Source organism: Caulobacter sp. SL161, from assembly GCF_026672375.1.
Classification (GTDB): Bacteria; Pseudomonadota; Alphaproteobacteria; order Caulobacterales; family Caulobacteraceae; genus Caulobacter.
The window spans coordinates 3,144,603-3,170,778 of record NZ_JAPPRA010000001.1; the positions used below are offsets into that span (position 1 = coordinate 3,144,603).

Here is a 26,176-nt window from a genome sequence, read left to right on the forward strand (position 1 = left end):
TCGCGGCTGCTGCGCTCAGCATGTGGCGCACGCACGGACGGGCGGAGATGAGCGCTCGCCAGGTCAGCCAGACCGCGAACGCCCAGGCCTCGCAGATCAACTACTACTTTGGCGGACTTGAACGGTTGTTATGTTCCAGCCAAGGCATGGCGATCCACGCTACGCGAGCGTGGTGCGCACGGATCTTGGCGGACTTTGAAGGCTTGACCCTGAGCGATGGCGGGGGCGATGGCGAGGCTAAGGCTCTCGCCGCGGGTCAAGTGATCGCTTCGGTGATCGAGGCCTGGCGCCGCGATCAAACCGACTTGGCCTTCGCCTGGACCGAATGCCAGATGCTGGCGGCGCGCCACCCTGACTACGCCCAGGCGGCGGCGCAATGGCGAGAAGTCTGGAGCGCGCTCTGGAGCAAGCTCTGCGAGCAGCTAGGCCTTGGCGACCACGCCGACCTGACCCTCGCGTTCTTCACCGGCGAGGCGTTCCTGCACCGCATCGTCTGGCGAGCGCCGTTTGATCGCGCCTGCCTGGGGGAAACCTGCACCGCTTGGGCCAGATTGCTGTTGAGCGGCGACTGCGGCCCCGGGCCGCTGCGGGATTTCGCCAGAACCGAAACCCAACGCTTCACAGCGCCGCTGTTGATCGCAGGATCCGCCTCGGCCCGCTTATCGGAAGCCGCCGCCGACCTCGTCGGCCAGGCCGGGCCGGCGGCGGTCACGCACAGAGCCGTCGCCCAAGTCGCTGGCCTGAACCTGGGGGCGGCGACCTATCACTTTCCCACCCGCGCCGCGCTGATGACCGCCGCCTGGCAGCATATCTATCTGCGCCTCCTAAGACCCCACCAGGCCACTGAGACCGGGCCGCTGGACCGCGCGACCTATATTGAGAGCCTGATAAGCTATGGCGGCGGCGAGGCTCAGCGTCCCGACGTGAACGCCATGGAGGCCCTGCTCTCCCAGGCTGCGCGAGACACAGCGCTTTGTGATATGGGCGCGATGATCCGCTACAGCCGCGGCCAAAGCAGCCACCTTCGCCTCGCCCGCCTTTCCCGCGCCCAGGGCGCGCTGACGCCGCAAGCCGCAGCGCTGTTCTCGATCGTGGCCCAGGGCTTGGGGCGAGACCTCTCGTGCATGCCGATCGAAGAGCGTCCCGCCCTCGCGCGGAGGCTGTTTACGCGGCTGCTCGACGCCGCCGGCGTGGATTGACTCATTGACCAACGCCCAACAGCGCGAGTTGCCGCATTTGGCGACACACTCTGTGGAGCGGCTTCAGGCGGAGGCGCGCCGCTCATTCTCGGCTCATCTAGGCTGACGAACTGATATCGGCCGAAAATCAATGACTTCACGTGTTCCATCACGCGATTGCTCGTTCTGAAGATGATAGGCGCCCACGAGAAATTTGTTTTAAATGGACATCGCTAGCGCGTCTTGATCAGGGCAATGCGCGCCAACCTAGGATACGCCCAGCATGCGCAAACTCAGCTTTCTTAGCGGACTCAGCGTCACAACGCTCATGATGCCGCTATACGGTTGCGAGCGCTCTAGCCCTCCCGCGCCAGAACCCCCGCAGACCGAGGTCACCATCGCTCAAGCGGAGTCTCCAGCTACAAAAGCGCTTCTAAATCAGGGACTTGAGCGCGCATCTAAGGCGTTCAAGGGACAGGCGATCGCCATTGAAGCCTTCACATCCCTCTCCCCCCAAGGGGAGGTCGTTTGCGCCAAGTATATCGCAATAAAGCCCAGCGCCGAAAAGACGGCGTATTTAATAAGCTCGCCAGTCGAAGTGGATTTAACGCCAAGCGAAACCAGCTCCAATTGGGTGGGAAAATGCTCACAGAAAATCAAAGACCTGCACCTCAATGACGTAGATGGCGAATTGAGCTCCGCAAGAAACACAGCCCCCACCGGACCAAGGACGCCAAAATTCAATATCCAATAGCCCATTTCCAATAATGGATTTCTTTTCATATATAATTATAATTTTAAATGAATAAAAATTTGATCAAATATTATAGATATGATCGCAATTTTTGCAGCTTAGTTCGACAGATATAGTTTTTTACATATAGACGCGATACAAAGATCCAAGCGGCCTGCGAAGAACATGTGCGCCATATTTGGCTGCGCCACAGCACGACCTACCCGGCGCCAAAATGAATAGCGAAGTGACATCAGTTAGAAATTTTGAGCTGTTAACTCTTGGCGAGTACACCGACCGCGTGGCACATGCACGACAAACAAAACTGGTGGGGCTTCAATGCGCGCAATCATCAATGGCGGCGTCACGCCGAAAGGCATAGTTAAGGTCAGCGGCGCGAAAAACTCCGCAACGCGCCTGCTTTCCGCAGCCTTGCTCACCGATAGTACGGTAGAGCTGAGCAGCTTCCCGACCCAATTGGTCGACGTGGGCCATAAGATTCGCTTCATCCGAGCGCTTGGCGGCCGCATCGATGTAGACGACGCGTCTGGCGCGATCGTGGTTGATAGCTCGAACTTCAAGTCTACCGTGCTTGAAGACTACGACTACCCTATCCGCACCACTTACCTCTTGGTGGCGGGCCAGATTCTCCGCTCTGGCGTCGCTCGTATTCCCTATCCCGGCGGCTGCAAGATCGGTAGCCGGGGCTACGACTTGCACATTATGGTCTGGCGCCAACTCGGCTGCGAGGTCGAGGAGCTTCCGGACTACATCGAGGTGCGCGGCGGACGCTTCAAGGGCGGAGAGATCCGCTTCCCGATCTCCACCGTGGGCGGTACGGAAAATGCGCTGATCTGCGCCGCGATCGCCGAAGGCTCGACCGAGATCATCAACGCCTACATCACCCCTGAGATCGAAGACCTGATCGACCTGCTCAAGCGCATGGGCGCGCAGATCGAGGTCTTCGGCAACAGCCATATCCGGGTCCACGGTCGTGGCGCACTTTCCGGCGCCCGCAAGAACGTAATGTATGACCGCATCGAGGCCCTGACCTGGATCGTCTATGCCATCATGACGCGCGGCGAGCTCCTGATCGAAGGCGTGCCCTTCGAAGCGATGCGCTCACCGCTTCTCTACATCGAGAGCGCGGGTGTCGACCTTCTGGCGAACAGCAACTCGATCTACGTGCACCCAGGCTGCATCAAGGAGGGCCGCGTTCAGCCCTTCGAGGTTCCCTGCGGCGCCCACCCCGGCGTGATTTCGGACATGCAGCCGTTCTTCACGATGCTGGGCCTGAGCGCCACCGGCGTCTCGCGCGTGTTCGACTATCGCTATCCGGAGCGGGTGGGGTACGTCCACGAACTCGCCCGCTTCTGCCAGCCCGGGGCGCTGGAAGCTGAGCATGGCAAGATCACTGTGCACGGCCCGGGCGTCTATCGCGCCGCCGAGGCGACCTCGACCGATCTCCGCGGCAGCATGGCCCTTATTCTCGCCGCGCTTTGCGCGGACGGCCGTTCTGTCGTCAACGACGCGCACATGGCGCTGCGCGGCTACAACGACCTGAAAGGCAAGCTGGCCAAGGTCGGTGTGGAGATTGAGGTGCAGGAGAGCGACGAACCAGCGCTCGCCGCCATCGCATGACGACGCGTAGCGTTTCGCGCGACATCGTCGACACCCTGGCGCGCCTCAGCGGCGCGCCAGCCGTGGAAGACGCCGATCTGAGGGGCTATAGCCGCTGGCGCGCTGGCGGGACCGCAAGGGTCGCCATCGAACCGGTTTCCGCCGAAGCGACGCAAGCCTGCCTTTCGTACCTGGCCGATAAGCCGTTGCCGAAGGTGATCGTCGGCGACGGCTCGAATATCCTGTTCGATGACGCCGGCTTCGACGGCGTCGTCATCCGCATCGGCGCAGCGCAGTCGGCGGTCCAGTTCGACGGCGAGAAGGTTCGCGCCCAAGCGGGCATATGGGTCCCGCAGTTTGTCCACCGCCTGTGCCAAAGGGGCTTGGGCGGCCTTGAACATGCGATCGGGATCCCCGGCACCCTCGGCGGCCTCGTCGTTATGAACGGCGGCAGTCGGCGGCTTGGCGTCGGGCGAAACCTCCTGCAAGCGCGCGGTTGCGACATCAACGGCGTGCCGTTCGAGCGTGATCACGCAGCTTGCCAGTTCCGCTATCGGGGATCCACGCTCCAGGACGACGGCCTGATCATCCTCGAGGCTGATTTCGCGTTCACGCCGGTCGATCGCCAAGCGCTACGCCGAGACATGATCTCGATCATGGTGGAACGCCGACGCAAGTTCCCCAAGAACCTTCCCAATTGCGGATCCGTCTTCCTGAGCGATCCGAAGATGTACGACGTGGTCGGCCCTCCCGGCGCCGCCATTGAGCGAGTGGGCCTCAAGGGCTTGAAGCTGGGCGACGCCCAAATCTCCCCCCTTCACGCCAACTTCATCGTCAATCTCGGGGCCGCCAAGGCGGGCGACATACTTGGACTGATCCACCATATCCGGACGACCGTTCACCAGCAGACGGGCTTCTGGATGGACGCTGAAGTAAGGCATATCGCACCGGACGGCCGCATTCGCCCAGCGCATGAGGCCGCCGCAGAGCAGGCCTCAAACGCCGTCCCGGCCTGACACCGTGTCATCACGTCTTGTAAAAATCGCGACGGTTTTGGCCTCGCGCGGGCTGACGCGGGTCTCTCAGGTCGTCGCGTTTCTGCTGCTGGCCAGGGTGCTGTCGCCCGAGGGGTTCGGCGCCTATGCGGTCGTGACCTCGGCCATCTTCCTGGCCGGGCAGATCGGGACGCTGGGTCTGCGTCAGGCCGCCGCCTACCGTATTGGCCAGAAAATCATGTCCGACGGCGAGGCCGTCGGCGTCCTCGCGGCATTCTGGCCCATCGCGGCCGTTCTATGCGCGGCCGGCGTCTACGCCTTGAACCGGGACAGCTTCGAGGCGCTAGGCCTGGGATTGACCACGGCGGCCCTGATCGCTTGCGCGGCGGTGCTGCTTCTCAACCTGATGCAGGGCGTGTTCCTGGGCCGGGGAGAGATCAGGGCCTTTGCCTTCTCGGACTCCGGCCCCCGCGTCCTGCAATCGGTGTTCGCCGCCCTGCTCTGGCTGTTTGGCGCACTGACCCTTGATACGGCTCTGTGGAGCTTTGCAGCCGGGTTCATCCTTCTGGCGCCCATGGTGATCTGGATGGCCGCCCGTCCGGCCAACAAGCTCGACCTGGCCATCGTGCAGGTTCCAGCCATGGTCCGCCACGGCTTCCTGTTCGCGGTCTCGGCATTCCTTGTCATGCTTCAGGGTCGCATCGGCGTCTTCTTCCTGTCGGGCGCCGATGGCGAAGTGGCCGCAGGCCAGTTCTTTGCGGCGCAACGCGCCAGTGAGATCTTCCTGGAATTGGCGACGGCCGCAGGCCTGGTGCTGTTCTCGGAAACCGCGCGCGGCGGCGCCACCCGTGAAAAGCTGGAGTCGGCCGTGCGAACGGCGACAGGACTTTTCGTCATGTTTCTGGGTGTCGGCGCGGTCGCCGCCGCTACCGCGCCCTGGCTTGTCGCGACCCTTCTGGGCCCTCAATACGCCGGCGCGACAGACGCCCTGAGGATCCTGGCGATCGGCCTGGCGCCCGCAGCGGCGGTAAGGATCCTCAATAGCGTCATTGCGGGCATGGGGAGGCCCTATATCAGTGCGGGCATCGTCTTCGGAGGAATGGCGCTAAACGCCTTAGTTTGTATGATCCTTGTCCCCAAGTTAGGCGCGTCCGGCGCCGCCTTTGGCTTAGTTGGGGGGCAGACCCTAGCAGCGGCCACCTACGCAGCGCTCTGTTGGGTCCAATTGCGAGCCTCGAAGCAAACCGAAAATATGCGACAGCCCTGAGAAGTGACAGAATGAAAACGATAAAATCGCCTCACTTCATAAACTTTACCCTCATCACCCTAGCCCCACTGGCATGGCTATCTGGCTTTGATTTCGTCGTTTTCCATGCTGCGGCCATATATATCTTATTGACAAATCCTAACAGCCTTAAGCCAACGTCGCTATTTGACCTTATATATCTCTTTGGCATCTCCATACTTTTAGCATCGCTTTTTCAATCTTCCTTGAGCGGAGAGGTTGAGTTCGCAAGAACATTCGCCGCAACAAACAATCTATCTATACTTTTTATTGGCTACATCTTTATGAAATCGGCCGAGACATTCCGCTGGTTTGATAAATCAAACAAATCGGATATGACCAGAATCAGCACAAGTATAAATTTGACACTTGTATTCATATTCATTATTTCGATCATCTCTGTAGTTGCCTTTACAGCTATCGTCTTCCTTGAGATTTCGAATTTACAGCCTATCAATAAGCCAAGTTCTCTCGAACTCACCGCTTATAGGTTTTGGCGTGAAGCCAAGGATGGACGATCTGTTGATCCCCATCGGATCTCACTCTACCCCCATTTCTCTTCTTGTGCGGGGGGGACTTTTGACATTCGCTCCTATGGCTATTTGCCTGTTCCTAGTACCGCTCTTCTGGATTCAACAGATATTGAGCTCGCGCCTGGCACAGAAGGGCCTTCCATTCACGATCGCCTTCTTCGCAGCGGGCTTCATATGTTACGCCAGCTACATTACCGTTCAGGACATTGACGCATACCCGATTGTCGCCCTCTGCCTCTTTACTTATCTAGGCCTTCTAAAAGCGTTGGCTCGCGATCTCACCTCGCCAGCGGCACGTAATAGGTCGAGCCAATCAAGCTCAATCCGCTCTGACATGACCACCATTTCTCATCCAGCCAAAACCGAGGTCCTGGGTTGATTCGAGGCTTGGTCTGAGTGGGCGCAAGAGGCCGGCGCGCGGAGCTTTCCGCCTACACAGCGTGCCGGCCAGCCCGTCCGTGGAAGGTGTTGGCGTATCCTCGTAGCGTCATCCAGCTGAGGCCCGAGTGGCGGCGCTCGTTGTAATTACGCCTCCAGGCTCCCAGCTCCGTGCGGACGCGGGGCAGCGAGCAGAAGATCGTCTCGTTCAGCAGTTCGCCGTGCAGCCGCCGTTGAAGCTCTCATAGCGCCCGTTCTGCTGGGGCTTACCCGGCGCGATGTAGTGCCATCCGACGCCGCTGTCGTCGGCCCAGGTCAGAATAGCATTTGACGCGTATTCGATGCCGTTGTCGCTGACGATGGTGTTGGGCCGACGGCCGCGCTGGGCACTGATCGCATTGAGTTCGCGGGCCGCCCGAGCGTACGATAGCGAGGCCTCAGCGACCAGCGCCAGACACTAGCGCGTGCAGTTGTCGATCGCCGTCAGGATCCTGAAGCGGCGGCCGTCGTTCATCTGGTCAGACACGAAGCCAGGCTCAAACGCTGGTTGGGGGCGAGTGGAAGCTCCAGAGCCGTCGCGGGCCCATCGCCCGTTTGCACCCGCCCCGCCGACGCACGGTCGGTTTCTCCTCGCGATAGAGCCGCTGGACCCGCCTTTTGTTGACGGCATGCCCTCGTTTGAGGAGCCCATGCAGCCGCCGATAGCCAAACCGGCGGCGCTCTTGGGCCAGGGTCTTCAGGCGCACCTGCTCGTCCGCTTCCTTGCTCGCGCAGTATCCCGTTGATCTACTCTTCCGTGTACCGTGATCGTTTCATCTGCCCGCCTTTGGTCGTAGCGGACTCCAGTTATTTTCGGAGGAGTTTCGGGGCCTCATGTGAGCTTGCATATGATTTAGCACGTAAAATGGCTGCATGTCGAAAGACGTGCAGCCACTTTAGATTCACCAACAGGCAAATTAGCTCAATTTGAAAAACTAACGCCTATGTACTTATAGATAATCTTCCTGGGGAACGAGAACACCGAAGATGAGAACAATTTTTCAATAATCGGAATAGATGCCCTCTTTACTCCCGGCATCAATAGTTCACCAAATCGAAGAGCTTGAGTCCCATCCCCCCAGACAATTGACCTAAGGGCCGCTTTGAATATCCTACGCTGCAATTCGCGGTCTGAAGCAGGAATAAGGGCTGCAGGACCAGCATCAGATAAGCATTTAAACATCGCCTCAGCATCGACCTCAGGCGCTAACGCCATCCTTCTCGCTAAGATCGAATACCTCATTTGAATAGAAGCCTTTTCCGGATCATATGAAACTCCGGAGAATTGAACATACCGATTATATAGAACCCTTGGCACCGTATAAAATTCGCAAACCTTGATCATACGAAGCCAAAGATCGTAATCTTGACAATATTTAAATTCTGGTCGGTATCCGCCAGCTTTGTCATATGCTGAGCGGCGGAACATGACTTCACCGTGAGAAAAAACATTGCCCAACACCAACCTGTCTAAACTCATTGAGTTAGCGTTGGGCGTCCGAGTCCTTGCGATGCCAGCCTGCTCTACAATGTTGTCGTAGTGAGAGCCGACGACGCCGACCTCTGGCCGGCTGTTCAGAACCGCCGCTTGCTCCGCGATACGATCAGGCGTCGAAACGTCGCCCGAGCCCTGGACAGCGATGTATTCGCCGCTGGCCTGGGAGATCGCGTTGATCATGCCGCGGGTGAAGCCCATGTTGGTTTCGTGCTGAATGATCTTCAGCCGCGGATCATTCCGCGCAGCATAGGTCTTGAGGCGCTCCGCGGTGTCGTCCGGCGAGCAATCATCAAATACGATGATCTCGAGGTTAGGATAGGTCTGATCCAGCAAAGACTGGAGCGTCCGATCAAGCAACGCGCCCCGATTGTAGTAGCCCGTAATGACCGTTACGCGTGGAAGATGTTCATCAGACATAGAGCCCTCAGCCACTGTAACGCACCATGCGGTAGATCGAATGGGGATTGGTAATCAGATACCGAACGCCAAGGCGCCGCGGCTCAAGAAGGGTGCGGAACAGCCATTCCAGGCCAGCCTTCTGAACCCAGACGGGCGCACGCGGCGCGTCGCCCGCCAAGTAGGAGTACAGCCCGCCGCAGGTCTTGATCCAGCCGACCCCACGAAGGCGTTCGCGGTTGGCGACGGACCAGAACTCCTGCTTCGGCTTGCCAAGGCCAACCCACAGAACATCAGCGCCGCTGTCGACAATGGCTTGGCACACTTCGGCGTCCTGTTCCGACGAGAAGTAGCCGTTTCGACGGCCGACGATCTGCAGATCGGGATAGAGCCGCTGCATCGCCTCGGTCGCGGCTAGGTTCTGATCTTCCTTGCCGCCCAGGATGAAGAACTTCAGCCCTGCGGCCTGCGCGGCCTCCGCAGCGTCGTGGAAAAAGTCGGTCGTCGCCGCGCGCTCCGGCAGCGGCGTGCGGGTGAGAAGGCGCGACGCATTCACCACCGACATGCCGTCGGCGTGGATGATATCGGCGCCGTCCATAGCGTCCGCGAAGTTGGGATCTTCGCCCGCCAGCGCGATACCCTGGCCATTAGACGAGAAAACCAGCTTCGGATCAGCCTTGGTCGTCCGAGCCGCCAGGCAGTCCTTGACCATGATCTGGGCGAGTTGAGCGCGGGTCGCAGCGACGGTGTTGAAGCCCCCAACCCGGACGAGCGGATAACCGTGATAGGCGGCTGTCATGGCAGAGCGGGTTCCTGCGTGGGAGTGTCAACTGACCGCCGCCACGCCACAAACTTCGCCAGACCCTCGGCCAGCTTGACCTTGGGCTTGTAGCCGCAGAGCGCGTGGAGCTTGTCGATATTGGCGTAGGTGGCGGTGACGTCGCCGGGCTGCATGGGGCGGAAGACCTTGTTGGCCTCGATCCCCAGCGCCGCTTCCAGCGTGGTGATCATCTCCATCAGGCCGACGGGGTCGTTGTCGCCGATATTGTAGACCTCGTGTCCCCCCTTGGCCGGCGGATTGTCGAGAACGCCGAGGATCCCATCGACGATGTCGTCGATATAGGTGAAGTCGCGGGCCATCTTGCCCTCGCCATAGACCTCGATCGTCTCGCCCTTCAGCATCTTCTCGGTGAAGCTGAAATAGGCCATGTCCGGGCGGCCCCACGGGCCATAGACGGTGAAGAACCGTAGGCCCGATTGCGGGAAGCCGTAGAGCTTGGCGTAGCTCTGGCTGAGCAGTTCGCACGAGCGCTTGGTGGCGGCGTACAGCGATACCGGGCTCTCGGCCGGATCACTCTCCTTGAAGCCGTCACCGTTCAGCGGACGATCGCCATACACGCTGGACGAGCTGGCGTAGACCAGATGCTCGACGCCGGCGTGGCGGCAGGCTTCCAGCACCGACAGATGGCCGGCCAGGTTGCTGCGCTCGTAGGCGAACGGGTTCTCGATCGAGTAGCGAACGCCGGCCTGGGCGGCCAGATGGATCACCTTCTGGGCGCCGGACGCCTTTACCAGGTCGGCCAAGGCCTCATGGTCGGCGATGTCCATGCGGAGCATCGTAAAGCCGTCGCGGCCGTCCAGGCGCGCCGCGCGGGCCTCCTTGAGAGCCGGGTCGTAGTAGGCGTTGAAGACGTCGACCCCGATCACCGCTTCGCCGCGATCGAGCAAGCGCTCGGCCACATGGTAGCCCACGAAGCCGGCCGCGCCCGTGACGATGATCGGAGGCATGCCTTAGCCGCGCCCGATGGAGGCGTAGGTAAAGCCGTGGCGCTCCATCTCAGCCTGCTTGTAGACGTTGCGCAGGTCGACCACGACCGGGGCCTTGAGCAGGCTCTTGACGCGATCAAGGTCGAGCGCGCGGAACTGGTCCCACTCGGTCAGGATCACCAGGGCGTCGGCGCCCTCGGCGGCGTCATAGGCGCCCGCCTTGAACTCGACGCCGGCCAGCATGTGCGCGGCTTCCTTGGCGCCTTCGGGGTCGAAGGCCTGGACCTTCGCGCCCATGGCCTGCAGGGCCGGCAGGATGTCGAGGCTGGGCGCGTCGCGCATGTCGTCGGTGTTGGGCTTGAAGGTCACGCCCAGCACGCCGATGGTCTTGCCGCTGAGGTCGCGGGTGCCCATGGCTTCGGCGACTTTCTCGGCCATAGCCTTCTTGCGGGCGGTGTTGACCTCGACCGTGGTCTCGATCAGCCGGGTCGGCGCGCCGTACTGCTGGGCCGTCTTCACGAGGGCGATCGTGTCCTTCGGGAAGCAGCTGCCACCATAGCCGGGGCCGGCGTTGAGGAACTTGCCGCCGATCCGCTTGTCCAAACCAATGCCCTTGGCCACCGACTGGACGTCGGCGCCGACCTTCTCGCAGAGGTCGGCCATCTCGTTGATGAAGGTGATCTTCATCGCCAGGAAGGCGTTGGCCGCGTACTTGATCAGCTCGCTGGTGCGACGGCCGGTAAAGACGATCGGGGTCTCGTTCAGCGACAGCGGGCGGTAGAGGTCGCGCATCACCGCCTGGGCGCGCTCATCGTCGGTGCCGACGACCACACGGTCGGGACGCTTGAAGTCCTCGATGGCCGCGCCTTCGCGCAGGAACTCCGGGTTCGACACCACGGCGAACTGGGCGTCGGGGCGGACCTTCTTGATGATCGCCTCGACCTCGTCGCCGGTGCCCACCGGGACGGTCGACTTGGTGACCACCACGGTGAAGCCGTCGATAAGACCAGCGATCTCTTCGGCCGCCGCATAGACGTACGACAGATCGGCATGGCCATCGCCGCGACGGGTCGGCGTGCCCACGGCGATGAACACCGCGTCGGCGTCCTTGATTGCCTGGGCGCCCTCGAGCGTGAAGAACAGACGGCCCTCGCGCACGTTGCGCGCCACCAGGTCATCCAGGCCCGGCTCGAAGATCGGGATCTCACCGCGCTCGAGGCGCTCGATCTTGCTCGGATCCTTGTCGATGCACGTCACCACGTGACCGAAGTCGGCGAAGCACGCCCCAGACACCAGGCCCACATAACCGGTGCCAATCATCGCTACGCGCATATTTTCCCCACCGCGCTCCCTGCCCAATCAGGCAGGACATAAAAGTTGAACTGAAGACCAGTCTGGTACGGCCGTGTACAAGCTGGAGTGTGACTACTTGGTTGAAATGACACCGTTGCGACGGGTGTTTGTTGAACTCCCGTCGCCGAACCATAGCGGTCGCCTTGAGGACCAATCCTCAGTAGGCGTTTTCGCCCATGAGCAGGTGCGGGACGGTCATGAGCAGGATCTTGATGTCGCCACTCAGGCTCCACCGCTCGATGTACTCGTTGTCGGCGTCAATGCGCGCGGCCATCGCCTCGACCGTGTCGGTTCCCCCGCGCAGCCCCTTGATCTGGGCCAGACCCGTGAGGCCCGGACGCGCCCGGAACCGCAGATGGTAGTTGGCGATCAAGGCCCCATATTGCTCATCGTGAGCCAAGGCGTGAGGGCGCGGTCCGATGATCGACATGTCGCCGCGAAGCACGTTCAGCAACTGCGGCAACTCATCGATGCTGGTCTTGCGAATGAAGCGGCCGATCGTGGTTATGCGATCGTCATCGCGCCTAGCCTGAACGACCTTGGAGCCGTTCTCCTGGCATCGCATCGAGCGGAACTTCAGGATCGTGAAGCTCTTGCCGTTAAGGCCGCCACGCGACTGCCGGAACAGCACAGGACCCGGCGACTCCAGCTTGATCAGCAGAGCGACGAGCGCAAGGAGCGGTGCGAAGAACAGCAGCGCGCCCCCCGCCACCAGAATGTCCATCGCTCGTTTCAGCGGATCCTTCGCGACGAGCGACACCTTCAAGGCGTGCGTTCGCTGTTCCGCTGTCGGATTAGATACGATCAGCACGTGGTCCCCACCAGTCTCAGCACCGGGTCTTTTGCCCGATATTTAGGAACGCTTTACTAAATCGCCGGTCGATAAACAACCGCCCCAAGGCCTTGTTAACCACGGTTTTCGCGGTCGCGTGTCTTTTTTGCGCGCAGCGCAGACATTTTAAGCCTTCCAGAAAGGCGCCACACGCATCCCGCGCGCTGACGGCAAGTCTAGTTTCGTCACTACTCGCCGATCAATTGTGGCAAAACGCACGTCCAGACCATGCAAGACTTTACGAAAACGTCGGGCAAGGCATTAGCCGACTCAAGGCCGCCACTGACCTCCGACTACGGGATCGTGACGTAGGCGTCATCACCGCCATTGCTCCGAGCGTCAAGACGGGCGACGATAGCAGATAGGCCTTTAATCGGGGCGGCGGTGATTTTTCGGTCGGACAAACAACTGAGACGATGGATGGGGGTGTTCGCCGCCATGCTCGTCGGGCTGCTTGTCATCCAGGCCCCTGTCGCTGCGGCGGACCGCATGCTCCATGCGATCGGCCAGAGTCACGCGGCAAACCCTTTCGCTGGCGCTTTGCTCGACCAGTACGAACACGACGTCTGTCATGGCCAGGATTGTCATGGTCAGGATGAAGAGCACGGGACCGGTCACACCGGTGTCCCCTCCAATGTAACGGCTGATAGCGACGCGAACAGCAACGCAGATTCCGAGGTCGCCGGACCACACCACCACCATCACCACGACAATCACACCGCCTACGGATTGACGATATCGCCAAGCCTGCCGGTGCGCTGGGGCTCATCGCGTTCGCTCTTCGGCGCCGAAGATGACCTGCGACCGGGCCTCGCCCCGCAGCTGCGGGACCGTCCCCCCAAAGCCCTCCTCGCCCACGTCGCTTAATCCGCGCGGCTTCAAGCGCCGCGCTCGCACGTTCGAGGATTCTTCATGTCCAGTTTCTTCCAAGGTCGGTCGCGCCGGCCCTGGTTGCTCGCCACGGCGCTTGCCTTGGCGACGCCCCTTTCCGCATTCGCGGCCCCCCTTGGCCTTTCGGACGCGCTCAGCCGCGCGGCCAAGGCCGACCCTGCCCGTCCAGCGCTGGCTTCACGGATCGCGGCTGCAGAGGCCGGCGTCCGCCAGGCGGCGGTCCGCCCCAACCCCGTCATCGGCGTCGAGGTCGAGGACCTGGCCGGGACGGGGCGCTACTCCCTGATCGATCGCGCTCAGGCCACGCTCTACTACCAGCAGAGCCAGGAGCGCGGCGGCAAACGCGAGGCGCGCACGTCCCTGGCGCGCAGCGATATCGCCCTGGTCCGCCTGCGCGATGATGTTCGCATGCTCGACCTGCTGCACGAGGTCGAGATCGCCTGGATCGAGGCGATCGCAGCCGAGGCGGATGCGCGTCTGGCGGCCGACCGCCTGGCCCTCGCCGAACGCGCCCAGGCCGAGGTCGACCGACGCGTGAAGGTGGCGCGCGACCCCCTGTTCGCAGGCGCTCGTGCGAACGCTCAAGTCGCTGAAGCCGCCATCGCCCTGGCGGAGACCAGGACGAGGGCCGCCAATGCTCGCCGCGCGCTCGCCGCGTTCTGGGGCGGCGGCGATATGGATCTAGAACCGGCTGCGCTTGAAGACCTCAGCGCGGCCGATCAGATCGCCGGTCCAGCCTCGCCCGTCGATCTGTCGCTGCTGGAGGCCCAACGGAGCCTCGCCGCCGCCAAGGTCCGGGTGGAGCAGAGCAAGTCCGTTCAGGACCCCACCTGGCGCGCGGGTCTACGATATCTGAACGACGGCGGCGACGTCGCGGCAATCGTCGGTGGTTCCATCCCGCTATGGCGCTACGACACCAATCGCGGCGCCATTGATCAGGCCCGCGCCGCCCAGACGGCCGCCGATCTCGACCTTATCGGGGCCAAGGCGACGCTGGAGCGGAAGATCGCCGCGACCCAGGCCGCCTTGAGCCAGAAAGCCGGCGTGGCGCGCCGCATCGTGGACGAGATCATCCCCGCCAACGCCCGCACCGTCGACCTCGTCCGCGAAGGCTTCAATCGCGGCGGCTTTTCCTATCTCGACGTCATCGAGGCCCAGAAGGCGCTGATCGAAGCGCGCCAGCGTCGCCTCGCCATTCTCAAATCCATTCAGCTCGACCGCGCCCAGCTGGACCGCCTGACCGGCGCGCACGCGAATCTGATCCCCGTTCCGGAGTCTTCCCGATGACCCGCCTTTCGCGGCGCCGCGTCGCCCCTCTCGTCCTGGCCATCGCCGGAACGCTCGCGCTCTCCGCCTGCGGCGAACGCTCAAAACCTGTTGAGACCGAGGGCCATGCCGCCCAGGCCGGCGACTATGAGCGCGGCCCTCACCGGGGCCGCATGCTTCGCGACGGCGACTTCGCCGTCGAGGTCACCATCTTTGAGGACGGTGTCGAACCCCAGTTCCACGTCTACGCCTATCGCAAGGACAAGCCGATCGCGCCCAAGGACGTCCAACTGTCCATCACCCTGTCGCGCCTCGACGGCGAGGTGAACCGCTTCGCCTTCACGCCCGTCGAGGACTATCTGCGCGGCGGCGGCATCGTTCACGAACCCCACTCCTTCGACGTGAAGGTCTCGGCGACCTACCAAGGGCGGTCGCATAGCTGGCGCTACCCGTCCTATGAGGGCCGCACGACGATCTCGGCGGCGGCGGCGAAGGCCGGCGGTGTCAGGACCGAGGTCGCCGGTCCAGCCCCGATCGCCGAACTGGTCGATATGGGCGGCCGGGTCGAGATCACCCCGGAAGGCAAGGGCGAGGTCCGCGCCTGGTATCCGGGTCGGATCATGATGTTGCGCGGCAAGCTGGGGGAGACCGTGCGCAAAGGTCAGCTGCTGGCCCGCGTGGAGTCCAGCGAGAGTCTGCAGACCTATGCCATCCCGGCGCCGATCAGCGGCGTGATCGTCGAGAAGAACCTCAATGTCGGCGACGTGACGGGCGACCGCGCCATCTTTGTCATCGCCGATCCGACCAAGCTGCACGCCGAGTTCTTCGTCTATCCGCGCGACGCCGAGAAAGTCCGGGTCGGTCAACCCGTAGAGGTGCGCAGCCTGTCGGGTGACACCAAGCTGCGAGCCGAGGTCGAGGCGGTGCTGCCCACCACCGATCTGACCAGCCAGACCTTGCTGGCCCACGTTCACCTGCCCGGCGGCGCCGACAGCGCCTTCCGTCCCGGCATGGGCGTCGAGGGCTCGTTCCAGGTCGGCGCGGCCACCGCACCGCTGGCGGTCCGCACCAAGGCGATCCAGCGTTTCCGCGACTTCCAGGTCGTTTTCGTCAAGGTCGGCGACACCTATGAGGTACGGATGCTCGAGTTGGGCCGCCAGACCCCCGAATGGACCGAGGTGCTCTCCGGCCTCAAACCAGGCTCCGAATACGTCACCGACGGCGCCTTCCTGATCCGCGCGGACATTGAAAAGTCCGGCGCCAGCCACGACCATTAGGGAGGCGACCATGCTTGAACGCATCATCGCCGCGTCGATCCGGCTTCGCTGGGCCGTGTTGGCGCTCGTGGCCCTGTCAGCCGCAGTCGGGATCTGGAGCTTCCAGCGCCTGCCGATCGACGCCACGCCGGACATCACCAACATCCAGGTCCAGATCAACACCGAAGCGCCGGGCTTCTCGCCCCTGGAGGCCGAGCAGCGCGTCACCTTCCCGGTCGAGACGGCCATCGCCGGCTTGCCGGGCCTGCAGTACACCCGTTCGGTGTCGCGCTATGGCCTGTCGCAGGTCACGGTCGTCTTCAAGGACGGCACAGACATCTATTTCGCGCGGCAATTGGTCGGCGAAAGGCTGCAAAGCGCCCGCGCCCAGCTTCCGCCCGGCGTGAACCCGGAGATGGGCCCGATCTCCACCGGGCTTGGCGAGATCTTCATGTACACGGTCGAGGCCAAGCCCGGCGCGCGGCGGCCCGACGGCAAGGCCTGGACGCCCGAAGATCTGCGCACCCTGCAGGACTGGGTGATCCGCCCCCAGCTGCGCAACACGCCCGGCGTCACCGAGGTCAACACGATCGGTGGCTTCGAGCGGCAGTACCACGTTACCCCCCTGCCCGACCGTCTGTCAGCCTACGGCCTGACCATGGGCGACGTCGTCACGGCCTTGGAGAAGAACAACGCCAATGTCGGCGCCGGCTATATCGAGCGCTATGGCGAGCAGTACCTGATCCGCGTGCCGGGGCAGGCCACCGGCGTCGAGGACCTCAAGGCCGTGATCGTGGCCAGCCGCAACGGCGCGCCCATTCGTGTCGCCGATATCGCCGATGTGGGCCTTGGCGAAGAACTGCGCACCGGCGCGGCCACCGAGAACGGCCAGGAGGTCGTGCTTGGCACCGTGTTCATGCTGGTGGGCGAGAACAGCCGCACGGTCGCCCGCGCCACCGCCGCGCGCCTGGAGGAGGCCGCCAAGGCCCTGCCGGCGGGCGTCACAGCCGAGCCGATCTACGACCGCACCAACCTCGTCGACCGCGCCATCGCCACGGTTGAAAAGAACCTGATCGAAGGCGCCATCCTGGTGATCGTGGTGCTGTTCCTGCTGCTGGGCAACATCCGCGCGGCCCTGATCACGGCGGCGGTCATCCCGCTGTCGATGTTCCTGACCATCACCGGCATGGTGCAGTCCAAGGTCTCGGGCAACCTGATGAGCCTGGGCGCGCTGGACTTTGGCCTGATCGTCGATGGCGCGGTGATCATCGTCGAGAACTGCCTCAGGCGTCTGGGCGAGGCGCAACACCGCTATGGGCGCCTGCTGTCACGCGATGAACGCTTCGCCCTGGTGGCCGGCGCCACCAGCGAGGTCATCCGCCCCTCGCTGTTCGGCGTGCTGATCATCACCCTGGTCTATGTGCCGATCTTCGCCCTCACCGGCGTGGAGGGGAAGATGTTCCACCCGATGGCCATCACCGTGGTCATCGCCCTGACCGCAGCCCTGGTGCTGTCGCTGACCTTCGTCCCGGCCGCTGTGGCGCTGTTTGTCACCGGCAAGGTCGAGGAGAAGGAAAACCTGATCATGCGCGGCGCCCGACGCCTGTATGAGCCGGCCCTGGAAACGGCGCTGCGGTTGCGCGTGGCCTTTGTCGCGGGCGCGGTCTTGCTTGTGGCCATCGCCGCGTTCGCCGCCTCGCGGATGGGCTCGGAGTTCGTGCCCAATCTCGACGAGGGCGACATCGCCATGCACGCCCTGCGCATCCCGGGCACCAGCCTCTCGCAGGCCATCGCCATGCAGACGGCGCTGGAAGCCAAGGTGAAGACCCTGCCGGAAGTCGATCGGGTGGTCTCCAAGATCGGCACGGCGGAGGTCGCGACCGATCCCATGCCGCCGTCGGTCGCCGACACCTTCATCATGCTGAAGGATCGCAAGGACTGGCCTGATCCGCGTAAGCCGCGCGCCCAGCTCGTGGCTGAACTGGAGGCGGTCGTCGCCAAGGTGCCGGGCAACAATTACGAGTTCACCCAGCCGATCCAGATGCGCTTCAACGAGCTGCTGTCGGGCGTTCGCGCCGATGTCGCCGTGAAGGTGTTCGGCGACGACCTCGACCAGCTTCTGGCGATCGGCGAGCAGATCGGCGGCGTGATCGAAGGCGTCGAGGGCGCGCAGGATGTCGGGGTCGAGCAGGTCACAGGTCTGCCTGTGCTGCAGATCACCCCGGACCGTGCGGCGTTGGCGCGGCTGGGTCTCAATGTCGACGACGTCCAGTCCGTGGTCGCCACCGCCATCGGCGGGACCGTGACGGGTCAGGTGTTCGAGGGCGACCGACGCTTCGACGTCGTGGTTCGCCTGCCCGAGGCCGTGCGGGGCCGCATCGACGACATCGGCCGCCTGCGTATCCCGCTGCCGGGCGCGATCGACCAGCCGCGCGGCTTCGTGCCCCTGCAGGACGTCGCCAGGATCGAGATGGTCATCGGTCCCAACCAGATCAGTCGCGAGGACGGCAAACGTCGCATCGTCGTCACCGCCAATGTGCGCGGGCGTGATCTGGGCTCCTTCATCACCGAGGTGCAGCGAAAGGTGGGCGCGGAGGTCGAGCTGCCGACAGGCTACTGGATCACCTACGGCGGCGCCTTCGAGCAGCTGATCTCGGCGGCCCAGCGCCTGCAGCTGGTCGTGCCGGCCGCGCTGCTGCTGATCTTCGGGTTACTCTATGCCCTGTTCCGCTCGGGGAAGGACGCGGCCATCGTCTTCTCCGGCGTGCCCCTGGCGCTGACCGGCGGAGTGGCCGCCCTGATGCTGCGCGGCATGCCGCTGTCGATCTCGGCCGGCGTCGGCTTCATCGCGCTCTCGGGCGTGGCGGTGCTGAACGGCGTCGTGATGGTCAGCTTCATCCGCACGCTGCGCCAGGAGGGGACCGACGTCGACCACGCCATCCGCGAAGGCGCTCTGACTCGGCTGCGGCCGGTGCTGATGACCGCGCTGGTGGCCAGCCTGGGCTTTGTGCCCATGGCGTTCAACGTCGGGGCCGGAGCCGAGGTGCAGCGTCCGCTGGCCACCGTGGTCATCGGCGGGATTGTCTCCTCGACCCTGCTGACGCTGCTGGTGCTGCCGGCGCTGTATCGGTTGGCCTACCGGCGCGGCGGCTAGGACGTTATCGAAGGGAGGACTCTGGCGTACTCTGCATAGCGCCAGTGTCCTCCGGTAGTCCGCAGTTGCGAAACCTAGGCTCAACGCGAGCGCAAGACGAAAGATAGGAATGGCGGAGACGGAGGGATTCGAACCCTCGATACCCTTTTGAGGTATGCCGCTTTAGCAAAGCGGTGCCTTCAGCCTCTCGGCCACGTCTCCTCCTGAGAGGGAGCGGTTCGATAGCGTGTTCGCTTCGCGATGACAACGGCGGATGTCGGAATTTTCCGGTGTTAACGTGACGCTCAGACGGGATCGCTAGGCTGAACGTGGTTTTCTCAACGACGAGCATCCTGCGTCCCGTGTCTCCTCACCTCCCCCAAGCTGAATCCCTCGCCTTCGCCCCCACGCCGGAGACCTCTTCTCCTCGCTCGGGGGACGGAGGAGGCGATCCGTCGGGCGCGGCGAAGCGAGGGCCTTTCCGGCCGGGTCGACTGGTGCCCTCGCGCGCACGGTTGGAAACACGGCTGCTGGCCCGCACCTTTCGCGCCGTCGACATCCTGATCGCCGCCGCCGTGGCGGTTGCGGTCACCGCTCTGGGCGCGCCCATTGTGGCGGGTCTTTGGGCCATAGCCGCCTTGATCGGCCTTCGCCTTGTCGGCGCCTACGCCTTCCCGAGGAAGCAGCCTCTGGCCGCGCACATGACGCGCGCAGGCCTGGCCCTCGGCGTCAGCCTGCTGATCGGGATCGGGGCCAACCTGGCGACCGGCGGGACCCAAACGCCTGTCGTGTGGACTCTTTTGGCGGCGTCCGGCGCCGTGGCCGGAGCGCACGTCGCCTGGTGGACGGTGATCGCCCGCGGCCGCGCTCAAGGGCGACTGACGCCCAATATCGTCGTTGTCGGCGCGACCAAGAACGCCGAACGCCTGATCGAGGCGGCCATGCGGACCGGCGAGGTCAATGTGCTGGGCGTCTTCGACGACCGCCTGGACCGCGCGCCCGAAAACATCATGGGTGTGCCCGTGCTGGGCGACACCGGCGCCCTGCTTGATCACCGCATCATGCCCTATGTCGACCGCGTCGTGATCGCGGTGGCCTCGACCGCGCAGACCCGCGTGCGGCAGCTGGTCGAGAAGCTGGACGTCCTGCCCAACCCGCTGCACCTGTTCATCGATATCGGCGGCCCGGCCGAGGACGATGCGGCCCTGGTCCGCATCGCCGCCGGAAGCGAGGCGCCGCTCTCGGGTTCGCCCGCCTCGACCCGTCGCGCCCTGCTCAAGCGCGCCCAGGATCTGGTGGTCGCGGGCCTGGGCCTCTTGGTCGCCGGACCGGTGATGCTGCTGGTCGCCCTGGCGGTGAAGCTGGACAGCCCAGGCCCCGTCTTTTTCCGCCAGCGCCGCCACGGCTTCAACAACGAGGCGATTCTCGTCTGGAAGTTCCGCTCGATGCGGCACGAGATGGCCGACGCCAGCGCCGCCCGCCAGGTCAGCGCCGATGACGACCGCGTCACGCGCGTGGGCAAGTTCATCCGCAAGACCAGCCTTGATGAGCTGCCCCAACTGTTCAACGTGCTGACGGGCGAGATGTCGATCGTCGGCCCCCGCCCCCACGCCATCGGCATGAAGACCGCCGGCGTGGAGTCGGCCAAGCTGGTCGCCCAGTACGCCCACCGCCATCGCATGAAGCCCGGCGTCACCGGCTGGGCCGCCATCAAGGGCTCGCGCGGTCCGGTCGACACGCCCGAAAGCGTCCGCCTGCGGGTGGCGCTGGACGTCGAATATATCGAGCGTCAGTCATTCTGGCTGGATCTCTACATCATCGCCGTGACCATCCCCTGCCTGCTGGGGGATCGGTCCGCCGTGCGCTAGGCCGCGCGGATGTTCTGGCGCGGCGTCCTCGGCTACCTGCCGGTCAATATCGTCCAAGGCGTGGTGGGCCTGCTCACCATCGTCCTCTTCACGCGCCTGCTGGATCCGGCGCAATACGGCGTCTACGCCCTGGCGTTCTCGGTCTTCAGCCTGGTGCAGACCGGTCTGCTGACCTGGACCGAGGCGGCCATGGCGCGGTTCCTGGCCACGCGGAGCGAGGACGGTCGGATCGCTGACCACTTCGCGACGCTTTATCGGCTCTGGCTCGGCGCAGCCCTGGCCGTGCCTGTGGTCGGCGGCGCGGTCCTGGCCTTAGCGCCGCTGAACGGACCCCTGCGTATCGCGCTCGCGGCCGGCTTCGCCGCCGTGCTGGTCAACAGCCTGGTGAAGCTGGCGCAGGAACGTCGTCGCGCCGCGGGCGAGGTCTCGGGCGCGGCCATGCTGTCGATGGTCCAGACCGCCGGCGGCTTCGCCCTGGGCCTAGGCTTCGCGCTGGCGGGCCTGGGCGGCGCGGCGCCGTTGCTGGGGATCGGGATCGTGTCCCTGGCCTGCGTCGCCGTGGTGCTGTCGCGCGAGTTGACGTTCATGACCGGCGGACGCTTCGACAAGGCGCTGGCGCGAACCTATTTCACCTATGGCGCGCCCGTGGCGCTGTCGCTGATCCTGGCCCTGGTGCTGGCCAGCACCGACCGCCTGCTGCTGGCGACCTTCCTCGACGAGGCCACGGTCGGCGTCTACCACGCCGGCTACTCGCTGGGCAGCCGCACGCTCGACGTGGTGTTCATCTGGCTGGGCATGGCCGGCGGTCCTGCCTTGATCCAGGCGCTGGAGCGCGGCGGCCAGCCCGCCCTGGAGGACGCCGCCCGCGAGCAGGCCGGCGTCATCGTGCTGCTGACCCTGCCCGCCGCCGTGGGCCTGGCGCTGGTCGCGCGCCCGCTGGCGGACCTGATGGTCGGCGAGGCCATGCGCGCTCAGGCCAGCCATGTGACGCCCTGGATCGCCGCCAGCGGCTGGCTGTCGGGCGTGACCACCTATTATCTGCTGCAGGCCTTCACCCTGGCGCGCCGGACCTCGTTGCTGATCGTCAGCATGAGCGCGCCGGCCCTGGCCAATGTGGCGCTGAACCTTGTCCTGATCCCGCGCCTTGGCCTCGACGGCGCGCTGATCGCCACGACGGTCAGCTATGGCCTCGGCGCCGTCGCGGCCTGGGCGCTGGGCCGCCGCGCCTGCCCTCTGCCGATCCCCTGGGCGGTGCTGGCCAAGGCCGCCGGCGCGAGTCTGGCCATGGCCGCCTGCGTCGCCATGCTTCCCGCGCCCGGCGGCCTGCTTGAACTGATCCTGAAGGCCGGCGTCGGCGCCGCCGTCTATGGCGCCCTGGTGCTGGGCCTTGATGTCGCCGGCCTGCGCGGCAAGCTTTCCCTGATCCTTCGTCGAAAGGCGCAAGCCGCATGAACGCGCCCGTCACTGATCTGCGCCTGGAAAACGCCGCCTGGGCCGCAGCGCAGCCGCGCCTGTCGGTGCTGATCCCGACCTTTCGCGACGACCCCAGCGCCCTGCTCAAGGCCCTGGACCAGACCAGCGCCGCCGTAGAGGTCGTGGTTCTGGACGACGGTGGCGGCGATGACGCCCTGGCCGAACGGATCGCCCGACGGATCGAGAAGATGCGCACCCCGGCCCGCTTTGTGCGCCTGTCGCGCAACGAGGGCCGCGCCAAGGGCCGCAACCGCCTGGCTTCGCACGCGCGCGGCGGCCACTTCCTGTTCCTGGACAGCGACATGCTGCCCGACACCCCCGACTTCCTGGACCGCTGGTCGGCGGTGGCCGACACCGGCGCGGCGGTGGCCTTCGGCGGCTTCACCCTGGACCAGACCCCTCAGCGTCCCGAGCACGCTCTGCACCGGGCCATGGCCCTGAAGAGCGACTGCACGCCAGCGCCCGAGCGCGCCAAGGCGCCGGAGAAGCACGTCTTCACCTCGAACCTGCTGGTACGCCGCGACGTCTTCGAGACCGTCGGCTTCGACGAGGGCTTCTCAGGCTGGGGTTGGGAGGATGTGGAGTGGGCGATGCGCGTCGCACGCCAGCATCCGATCCTGCACATCGACAACACCGCCACGCATCTGGGCCTGGACCCCGCCCCGGTGATGGCCGCCAAGTACGAACAGTCCGCCGCCAATTTCGCGCGCGTGGTGGCCAGCCACCGCGACGTGGTCAGCGCCTATCCCAGCTACAAGGTCGCCAAGCTGCTGAAGGCCGTTCCGCTCAGCAGCGTGTGGCGGCCGCTTCTGAAACAGGTGGCGCTGGCCGAGGCCGCGCCCGTCTCCCTCCGCGCCTTCGCCATGCGGCTCTATCGCGCGGCGCTCTACAGCGAGGCCGTCTGATGACGATGGAATTCGAAAAGGTCGACGCCTATGAGCCCGACCGCAGCCTGAAGGGCAAGCTGCGCCGCCGGCTGATCCGGCTGGCCCACCGCCGGCCGGCCAAGGTGGCGCTGGAGCGTCCGATGGTGTCGTTCAGCTTCGACGACGCCCCCGCCACCGCCTGCGAGGCCGGCGCCGGGGCTCTGGAAGCGCGGGGCCTGCGCGGCACCTACTACTTCGCGGCGGGTCTGACGGGCCGCGACGGCCCGATGGGCCGCTACGCCACGGGCGAGGACGCGCGCCGCCTGCATGAGGCCGGCCACGAGATCGCCTGCCACACCTACTCCCACCTCGATTGCGGTCAGTCGAGCCGAACCGAGACGCTGGCGGACGTGGACCGCAACGCCGAAAGCCTCGCGGCCTGGGGCGCCGGAGACCCGGTCAGCTTCGCCTATCCGTACGGGGATGTGGCCGCGCCGGCCAAGACCGCGCTGAGCGGCCGGTTCAAGACGCTGCGCGCCCTGCACCATGGCCTGATCACCGATGGCGTGGACCTTAACCAGACGCCCGCCGTCGGCATCGAGGGCGAGGATGGCGAGGTGGTCGCCAAGGCCTGGCTCGACAAGGCCAAGGCGCGCAAGGCCTGGCTGATCCTCTACACCCACGATGTGGCTGAGCAGCCGTCCCAATGGGGCTGCACCACAGAGGCGCTGGAGCGCCTGATCGATCGCGCTCTCGCCGACGGCTTCGATGTGGTGACCGTGGCTGAAGGCTCGCGCCGGATCGGGCTCTAGACTTCCTCCTGAGCCCGGTCGGAGAAGGCCAGCTTGGCGGCCAGCGAGACGAACAGCACCCAGCGGAAGTCGTTATAGACCACCGCGATGCTCTCGGTCAGGCTGACCAGGGTGAACACCACCAGGAACGGGAAGGCCAGCATCGCGCCGCGCTCGCGATAAACCGCGACTGCCGCCAGCGACATGGTCTGCAGGTAGAACAGCCCCCAGGCGATCAGACCGAACAGGCCGATGCCGAGCCACTGTTCCAGCCAGGAATTGTGGGCGTGCTGGGGAACGAACTTGGCGTCATTGACGATCCAGGCCAGCGGCCCCCAGCCGGACTTGTCGCTCCAGACCGCAGCATAGCCATAGCCCTGCCAGGGCCTCTGCTCGATCTGGCGCATGGCGGCGGTCCAGATCTCGGTGCGCCCCGTCAGGGTGGCGTCCTTGCCGAGAATCTCGAAGAGCACGTCCGAGGCCAGCAGCACGAACATCGCCAGCAGCAGCGCCCCGGTGACCCCTGCCCAGGTGGCGGCCGCGCCGAGGGCCGGCCCGCGCTGGACGATCCACACGAACCCCAGCGCCGTCATGCCCAGCAGGAGCGAGGCCAGCGCCGTCTTTGATTGCGACAGCAGCACCAGGCCGATGGCCAGGCCCGCGAACAGAGTGAAAAGCTTGGCGCGATCGGGGTTCAGCAAGGCCGCCGCGCCCAGCAGACAGGCCCCGAAGGCCATCAGTCCGCCCAGCCCGTTCTTCTCCATCCACAGCCCGCGCCAGGCGCCGGGAAAGATCTCGGTCATCACGCCGATCGAGGGAAGGGCCAGGCTGACCAGGTAGCTGGCCACGATCAGGAAGCAGTAGGTGATCGCGAACAACCGGGCCAACTCGGCCCAGCGGAAGCGAGAGGCCAGGGCCAGGCCCGCCAGGGTCGTGCAGCAGACGGCGAAGCCGCGGCGGATCGAGACATCCGGCTGGATCGACCAGGAGATCGAGGCCACGACCACGACCATCAGGATGATCAGAAACGGCTGTCGAACCGTCACCCGGACCATGTTCCAGGGCCGCCCCGTGATCAGCAGGAAGGCCAGACCATAGGCGGGCAGGAACGCCACACGCAGAAGGCCCGAAGCCGCCTCGTCGGCCTTCTCTCCAAACAGCGGCAAGTGCCAGCCGGCGCTGAAGATCAGCAGCATCACGACGGCCACCGCCACCGTGAGGAGCGAGGGCGAGACTGCTTGAGGTCGCCCCGCGCTCCAGCTCAGGGGCGCCGGCGCGTAGGTCACGGCAGGATGGCCTTCAGGAAGGCTGGTGGTTGCAGCGAGACCTTGTTGAAGAACAGCCCCGCGCAGCGTCCGCCGGCTGCGGTGATCGCATCGCGCAGCAGCGCAGGCTGGCGCACGTCGGGTTGGTCAGCGGAGACGACGAGGACGGTCTGGTCCATGTGCCGCGCGATAGTCGGCCCAGATTGCGAGCGATCGACCGAGGGGCAGTCCACGACGATGACCTCGGCGTGCTTGCGCAGCGCGCGCCAGTAGTCCGGCGACGGGATCACATGGGCCTGCTGGCGGCCCCGCAGGGCCTCACGGTTCAAACGCGCCACCCACAGGCGCGGTCCGCCCACGCTATGGCCGACCAGATACTTGGCGTCCGGCCAGACGCCCCCCTCGGGGTTTGGCGAGGGCGGCTGCACGGTGAAGAAAACCGACCCGTCCGGCGAGGCCGCGACCGGCGGGCCCAGCGGCCCGTAGCGTTGGGGATCGGCCGCCAGGGCGTGAAACTGGGTGGGATCGCTGAGATCCAGGTCGATCAGCCAGGTCTTGCGGCCCGCGCGGCGAGACGCAAAGCGCGCGAATTCGCGGGCCACGGTCGATGTGCCCTCCCCGCGCCGCGCCGCCACGAACTGAACGACGTGCGGACGGCCCGCCGGAGGCGCGCCCAGCGCGCTCCACAACTCCGTCATCTCGACGTTCAAATCCACCATCTACCGAATCGCTACGCGGCCAGGACTTCGCAAACTGCGAT

At 64.7% G+C, this 26,176-nt stretch carries 21 protein-coding genes, 1 tRNA gene and 1 pseudogene; 14 read left to right on the plus strand and 9 right to left on the minus strand.

Annotated elements, in window-relative coordinates:
- Positions 1-47: 47 nt before the first annotated feature.
- The 6 genes from OVA11_RS15460 to OVA11_RS15485 all read left to right on the plus strand — a co-directional run bounded on the left by OVA11_RS15460 (position 48) and on the right by OVA11_RS15485 (position 6,554).
- A complete protein-coding gene (locus OVA11_RS15460; RefSeq protein ID WP_268068172.1) occupies positions 48-1,199 on the plus strand; it encodes a TetR family transcriptional regulator in 1,152 nt (383 codons plus the stop codon).
- 262 nt (positions 1,200-1,461) lie between these two features.
- Positions 1,462-1,932 (plus strand): hypothetical protein, encoded by a 471-nt coding sequence (locus tag OVA11_RS15465; RefSeq protein WP_268068173.1) that lies wholly within the window; start codon positions 1,462-1,464, stop codon positions 1,930-1,932.
- A gap of 318 nt (positions 1,933-2,250) precedes the next feature.
- Complete coding sequence (locus OVA11_RS15470; RefSeq protein WP_268068174.1) at positions 2,251-3,552, plus strand: UDP-N-acetylglucosamine 1-carboxyvinyltransferase; 1,302 nt, start codon at positions 2,251-2,253, stop codon at positions 3,550-3,552.
- Positions 3,549-4,547 (plus strand): UDP-N-acetylmuramate dehydrogenase, encoded by a 999-nt coding sequence (gene murB, locus OVA11_RS15475; protein WP_268068175.1) that lies wholly within the window; start codon positions 3,549-3,551, stop codon positions 4,545-4,547. Before OVA11_RS15470 ends, murB begins: the two co-directional genes overlap by 4 nt.
- A 37-nt stretch (positions 4,548-4,584) precedes the next feature.
- Positions 4,585-5,793: a polysaccharide biosynthesis C-terminal domain-containing protein gene (locus tag OVA11_RS15480; RefSeq protein ID WP_268068176.1), complete on the plus strand. Its 1,209-nt coding sequence runs from the start codon at positions 4,585-4,587 to the stop codon at positions 5,791-5,793.
- Between the two features lie 11 nt (positions 5,794-5,804).
- Positions 5,805-6,554 (plus strand): hypothetical protein, encoded by a 750-nt coding sequence (locus tag OVA11_RS15485; protein ID WP_268068177.1) that lies wholly within the window; start codon positions 5,805-5,807, stop codon positions 6,552-6,554.
- 242 nt (positions 6,555-6,796) lie between these two features.
- Here OVA11_RS15485 and OVA11_RS15490 read toward each other — a convergent pair.
- From OVA11_RS15490 to OVA11_RS15515, 6 genes and pseudogenes are all read right to left on the minus strand, one after another.
- Positions 6,797-7,489 (minus strand): annotated as a pseudogene (locus tag OVA11_RS15490) (integrase core domain-containing protein); the annotation flags it as partial.
- A gap of 194 nt (positions 7,490-7,683) precedes the next feature.
- Complete coding sequence (locus OVA11_RS15495) at positions 7,684-8,676, minus strand: glycosyltransferase (RefSeq protein ID WP_268068178.1); 993 nt, start codon at positions 8,674-8,676, stop codon at positions 7,684-7,686.
- A 7-nt stretch (positions 8,677-8,683) separates the two neighbouring features.
- Positions 8,684-9,454 (minus strand): WecB/TagA/CpsF family glycosyltransferase, encoded by a 771-nt coding sequence (locus OVA11_RS15500; RefSeq protein ID WP_268068179.1) that lies wholly within the window; start codon positions 9,452-9,454, stop codon positions 8,684-8,686.
- On the minus strand, positions 9,451-10,443 hold the full coding sequence (locus OVA11_RS15505) for an NAD-dependent epimerase/dehydratase family protein (protein WP_268068180.1): 993 nt from the start codon (positions 10,441-10,443) through the stop codon (positions 9,451-9,453). Before OVA11_RS15505 ends, OVA11_RS15500 begins: the two co-directional genes overlap by 4 nt.
- A gap of 3 nt (positions 10,444-10,446) precedes the next feature.
- Entirely contained in the window at positions 10,447-11,754 is a 1,308-nt protein-coding gene (locus OVA11_RS15510) for a UDP-glucose dehydrogenase family protein (protein ID WP_096052409.1), read from the minus strand.
- Positions 11,755-11,932: 178 nt separating this feature from the next.
- Positions 11,933-12,586, minus strand: coding sequence for an exopolysaccharide biosynthesis polyprenyl glycosylphosphotransferase (locus tag OVA11_RS15515; protein WP_268068181.1), 654 nt, complete (start codon positions 12,584-12,586; stop codon positions 11,933-11,935).
- Between the two features lie 405 nt (positions 12,587-12,991).
- Between OVA11_RS15515 and OVA11_RS15520 the strand changes: the two genes are divergently transcribed.
- From OVA11_RS15520 to OVA11_RS15535, 4 genes are read left to right on the plus strand one after another with little or no spacing between them, the layout of a single operon-like run.
- On the plus strand, positions 12,992-13,474 hold the full coding sequence (locus OVA11_RS15520; protein WP_268068182.1) for a hypothetical protein: 483 nt from the start codon (positions 12,992-12,994) through the stop codon (positions 13,472-13,474).
- 45 nt (positions 13,475-13,519) lie between these two features.
- Positions 13,520-14,785 carry a TolC family protein gene (locus tag OVA11_RS15525; protein WP_268068183.1) on the plus strand — a complete coding sequence of 422 codons (1,266 nt, stop codon included), beginning with the start codon at positions 13,520-13,522 and terminating at the stop codon, positions 14,783-14,785.
- Positions 14,782-16,041: an efflux RND transporter periplasmic adaptor subunit gene (locus tag OVA11_RS15530; RefSeq protein ID WP_268068184.1), complete on the plus strand. Its 1,260-nt coding sequence runs from the start codon at positions 14,782-14,784 to the stop codon at positions 16,039-16,041. The genes OVA11_RS15525 and OVA11_RS15530 overlap by 4 nt, the downstream gene beginning before the upstream one ends.
- 10 nt (positions 16,042-16,051) lie before the next feature.
- Positions 16,052-19,174, plus strand: coding sequence for an efflux RND transporter permease subunit (locus tag OVA11_RS15535; protein WP_268068185.1), 3,123 nt, complete (start codon positions 16,052-16,054; stop codon positions 19,172-19,174).
- A 110-nt stretch (positions 19,175-19,284) separates the two neighbouring features.
- On the opposite strand, the gene OVA11_RS15540 is transcribed toward OVA11_RS15535, so the two are convergent.
- Positions 19,285-19,375 (minus strand) — tRNA-Ser (locus tag OVA11_RS15540).
- A 140-nt stretch (positions 19,376-19,515) separates the two neighbouring features.
- Here OVA11_RS15540 and hfsE point away from each other — a divergent pair.
- Genes hfsE through hfsH form a run of 4 tightly spaced genes read left to right on the plus strand, consistent with a single transcriptional unit; the run spans position 19,516 to position 24,172 of the window.
- Positions 19,516-21,021: a polysaccharide biosynthesis protein HfsE gene (hfsE, locus tag OVA11_RS15545; protein WP_268068186.1), complete on the plus strand. Its 1,506-nt coding sequence runs from the start codon at positions 19,516-19,518 to the stop codon at positions 21,019-21,021.
- 9 nt (positions 21,022-21,030) lie between these two features.
- The gene (gene hfsF, locus OVA11_RS15550; protein WP_268068187.1) at positions 21,031-22,473 is read left to right on the plus strand and encodes a polysaccharide biosynthesis protein HfsF; all 1,443 of its coding nucleotides are present in this window, start codon (positions 21,031-21,033) and stop codon (positions 22,471-22,473) included.
- Entirely contained in the window at positions 22,470-23,399 is a 930-nt protein-coding gene (hfsG, locus tag OVA11_RS15555) for a polysaccharide biosynthesis protein HfsG (protein ID WP_268068188.1), read from the plus strand. The genes hfsF and hfsG overlap by 4 nt, the downstream gene beginning before the upstream one ends.
- Positions 23,399-24,172 (plus strand): oligosaccharide deacetylase HfsH, encoded by a 774-nt coding sequence (gene hfsH, locus OVA11_RS15560; RefSeq protein ID WP_268068189.1) that lies wholly within the window; start codon positions 23,399-23,401, stop codon positions 24,170-24,172. The genes hfsG and hfsH overlap by 1 nt, the downstream gene beginning before the upstream one ends.
- Here hfsH and OVA11_RS15565 read toward each other — a convergent pair.
- Together OVA11_RS15565 and OVA11_RS15570 are read right to left on the minus strand one after the other, a co-directional pair.
- Complete coding sequence (locus OVA11_RS15565) at positions 24,169-25,437, minus strand: O-antigen ligase family protein (RefSeq protein ID WP_268068190.1); 1,269 nt, start codon at positions 25,435-25,437, stop codon at positions 24,169-24,171. The two genes, hfsH and OVA11_RS15565, sit on opposite strands and share 4 nt — an antisense overlap.
- The gene (locus OVA11_RS15570; protein ID WP_268068191.1) at positions 25,434-26,135 is read right to left on the minus strand and encodes a sugar kinase; all 702 of its coding nucleotides are present in this window, start codon (positions 26,133-26,135) and stop codon (positions 25,434-25,436) included. The genes OVA11_RS15565 and OVA11_RS15570 overlap by 4 nt, the downstream gene beginning before the upstream one ends.
- Positions 26,136-26,176 lie beyond the last annotated feature (41 nt).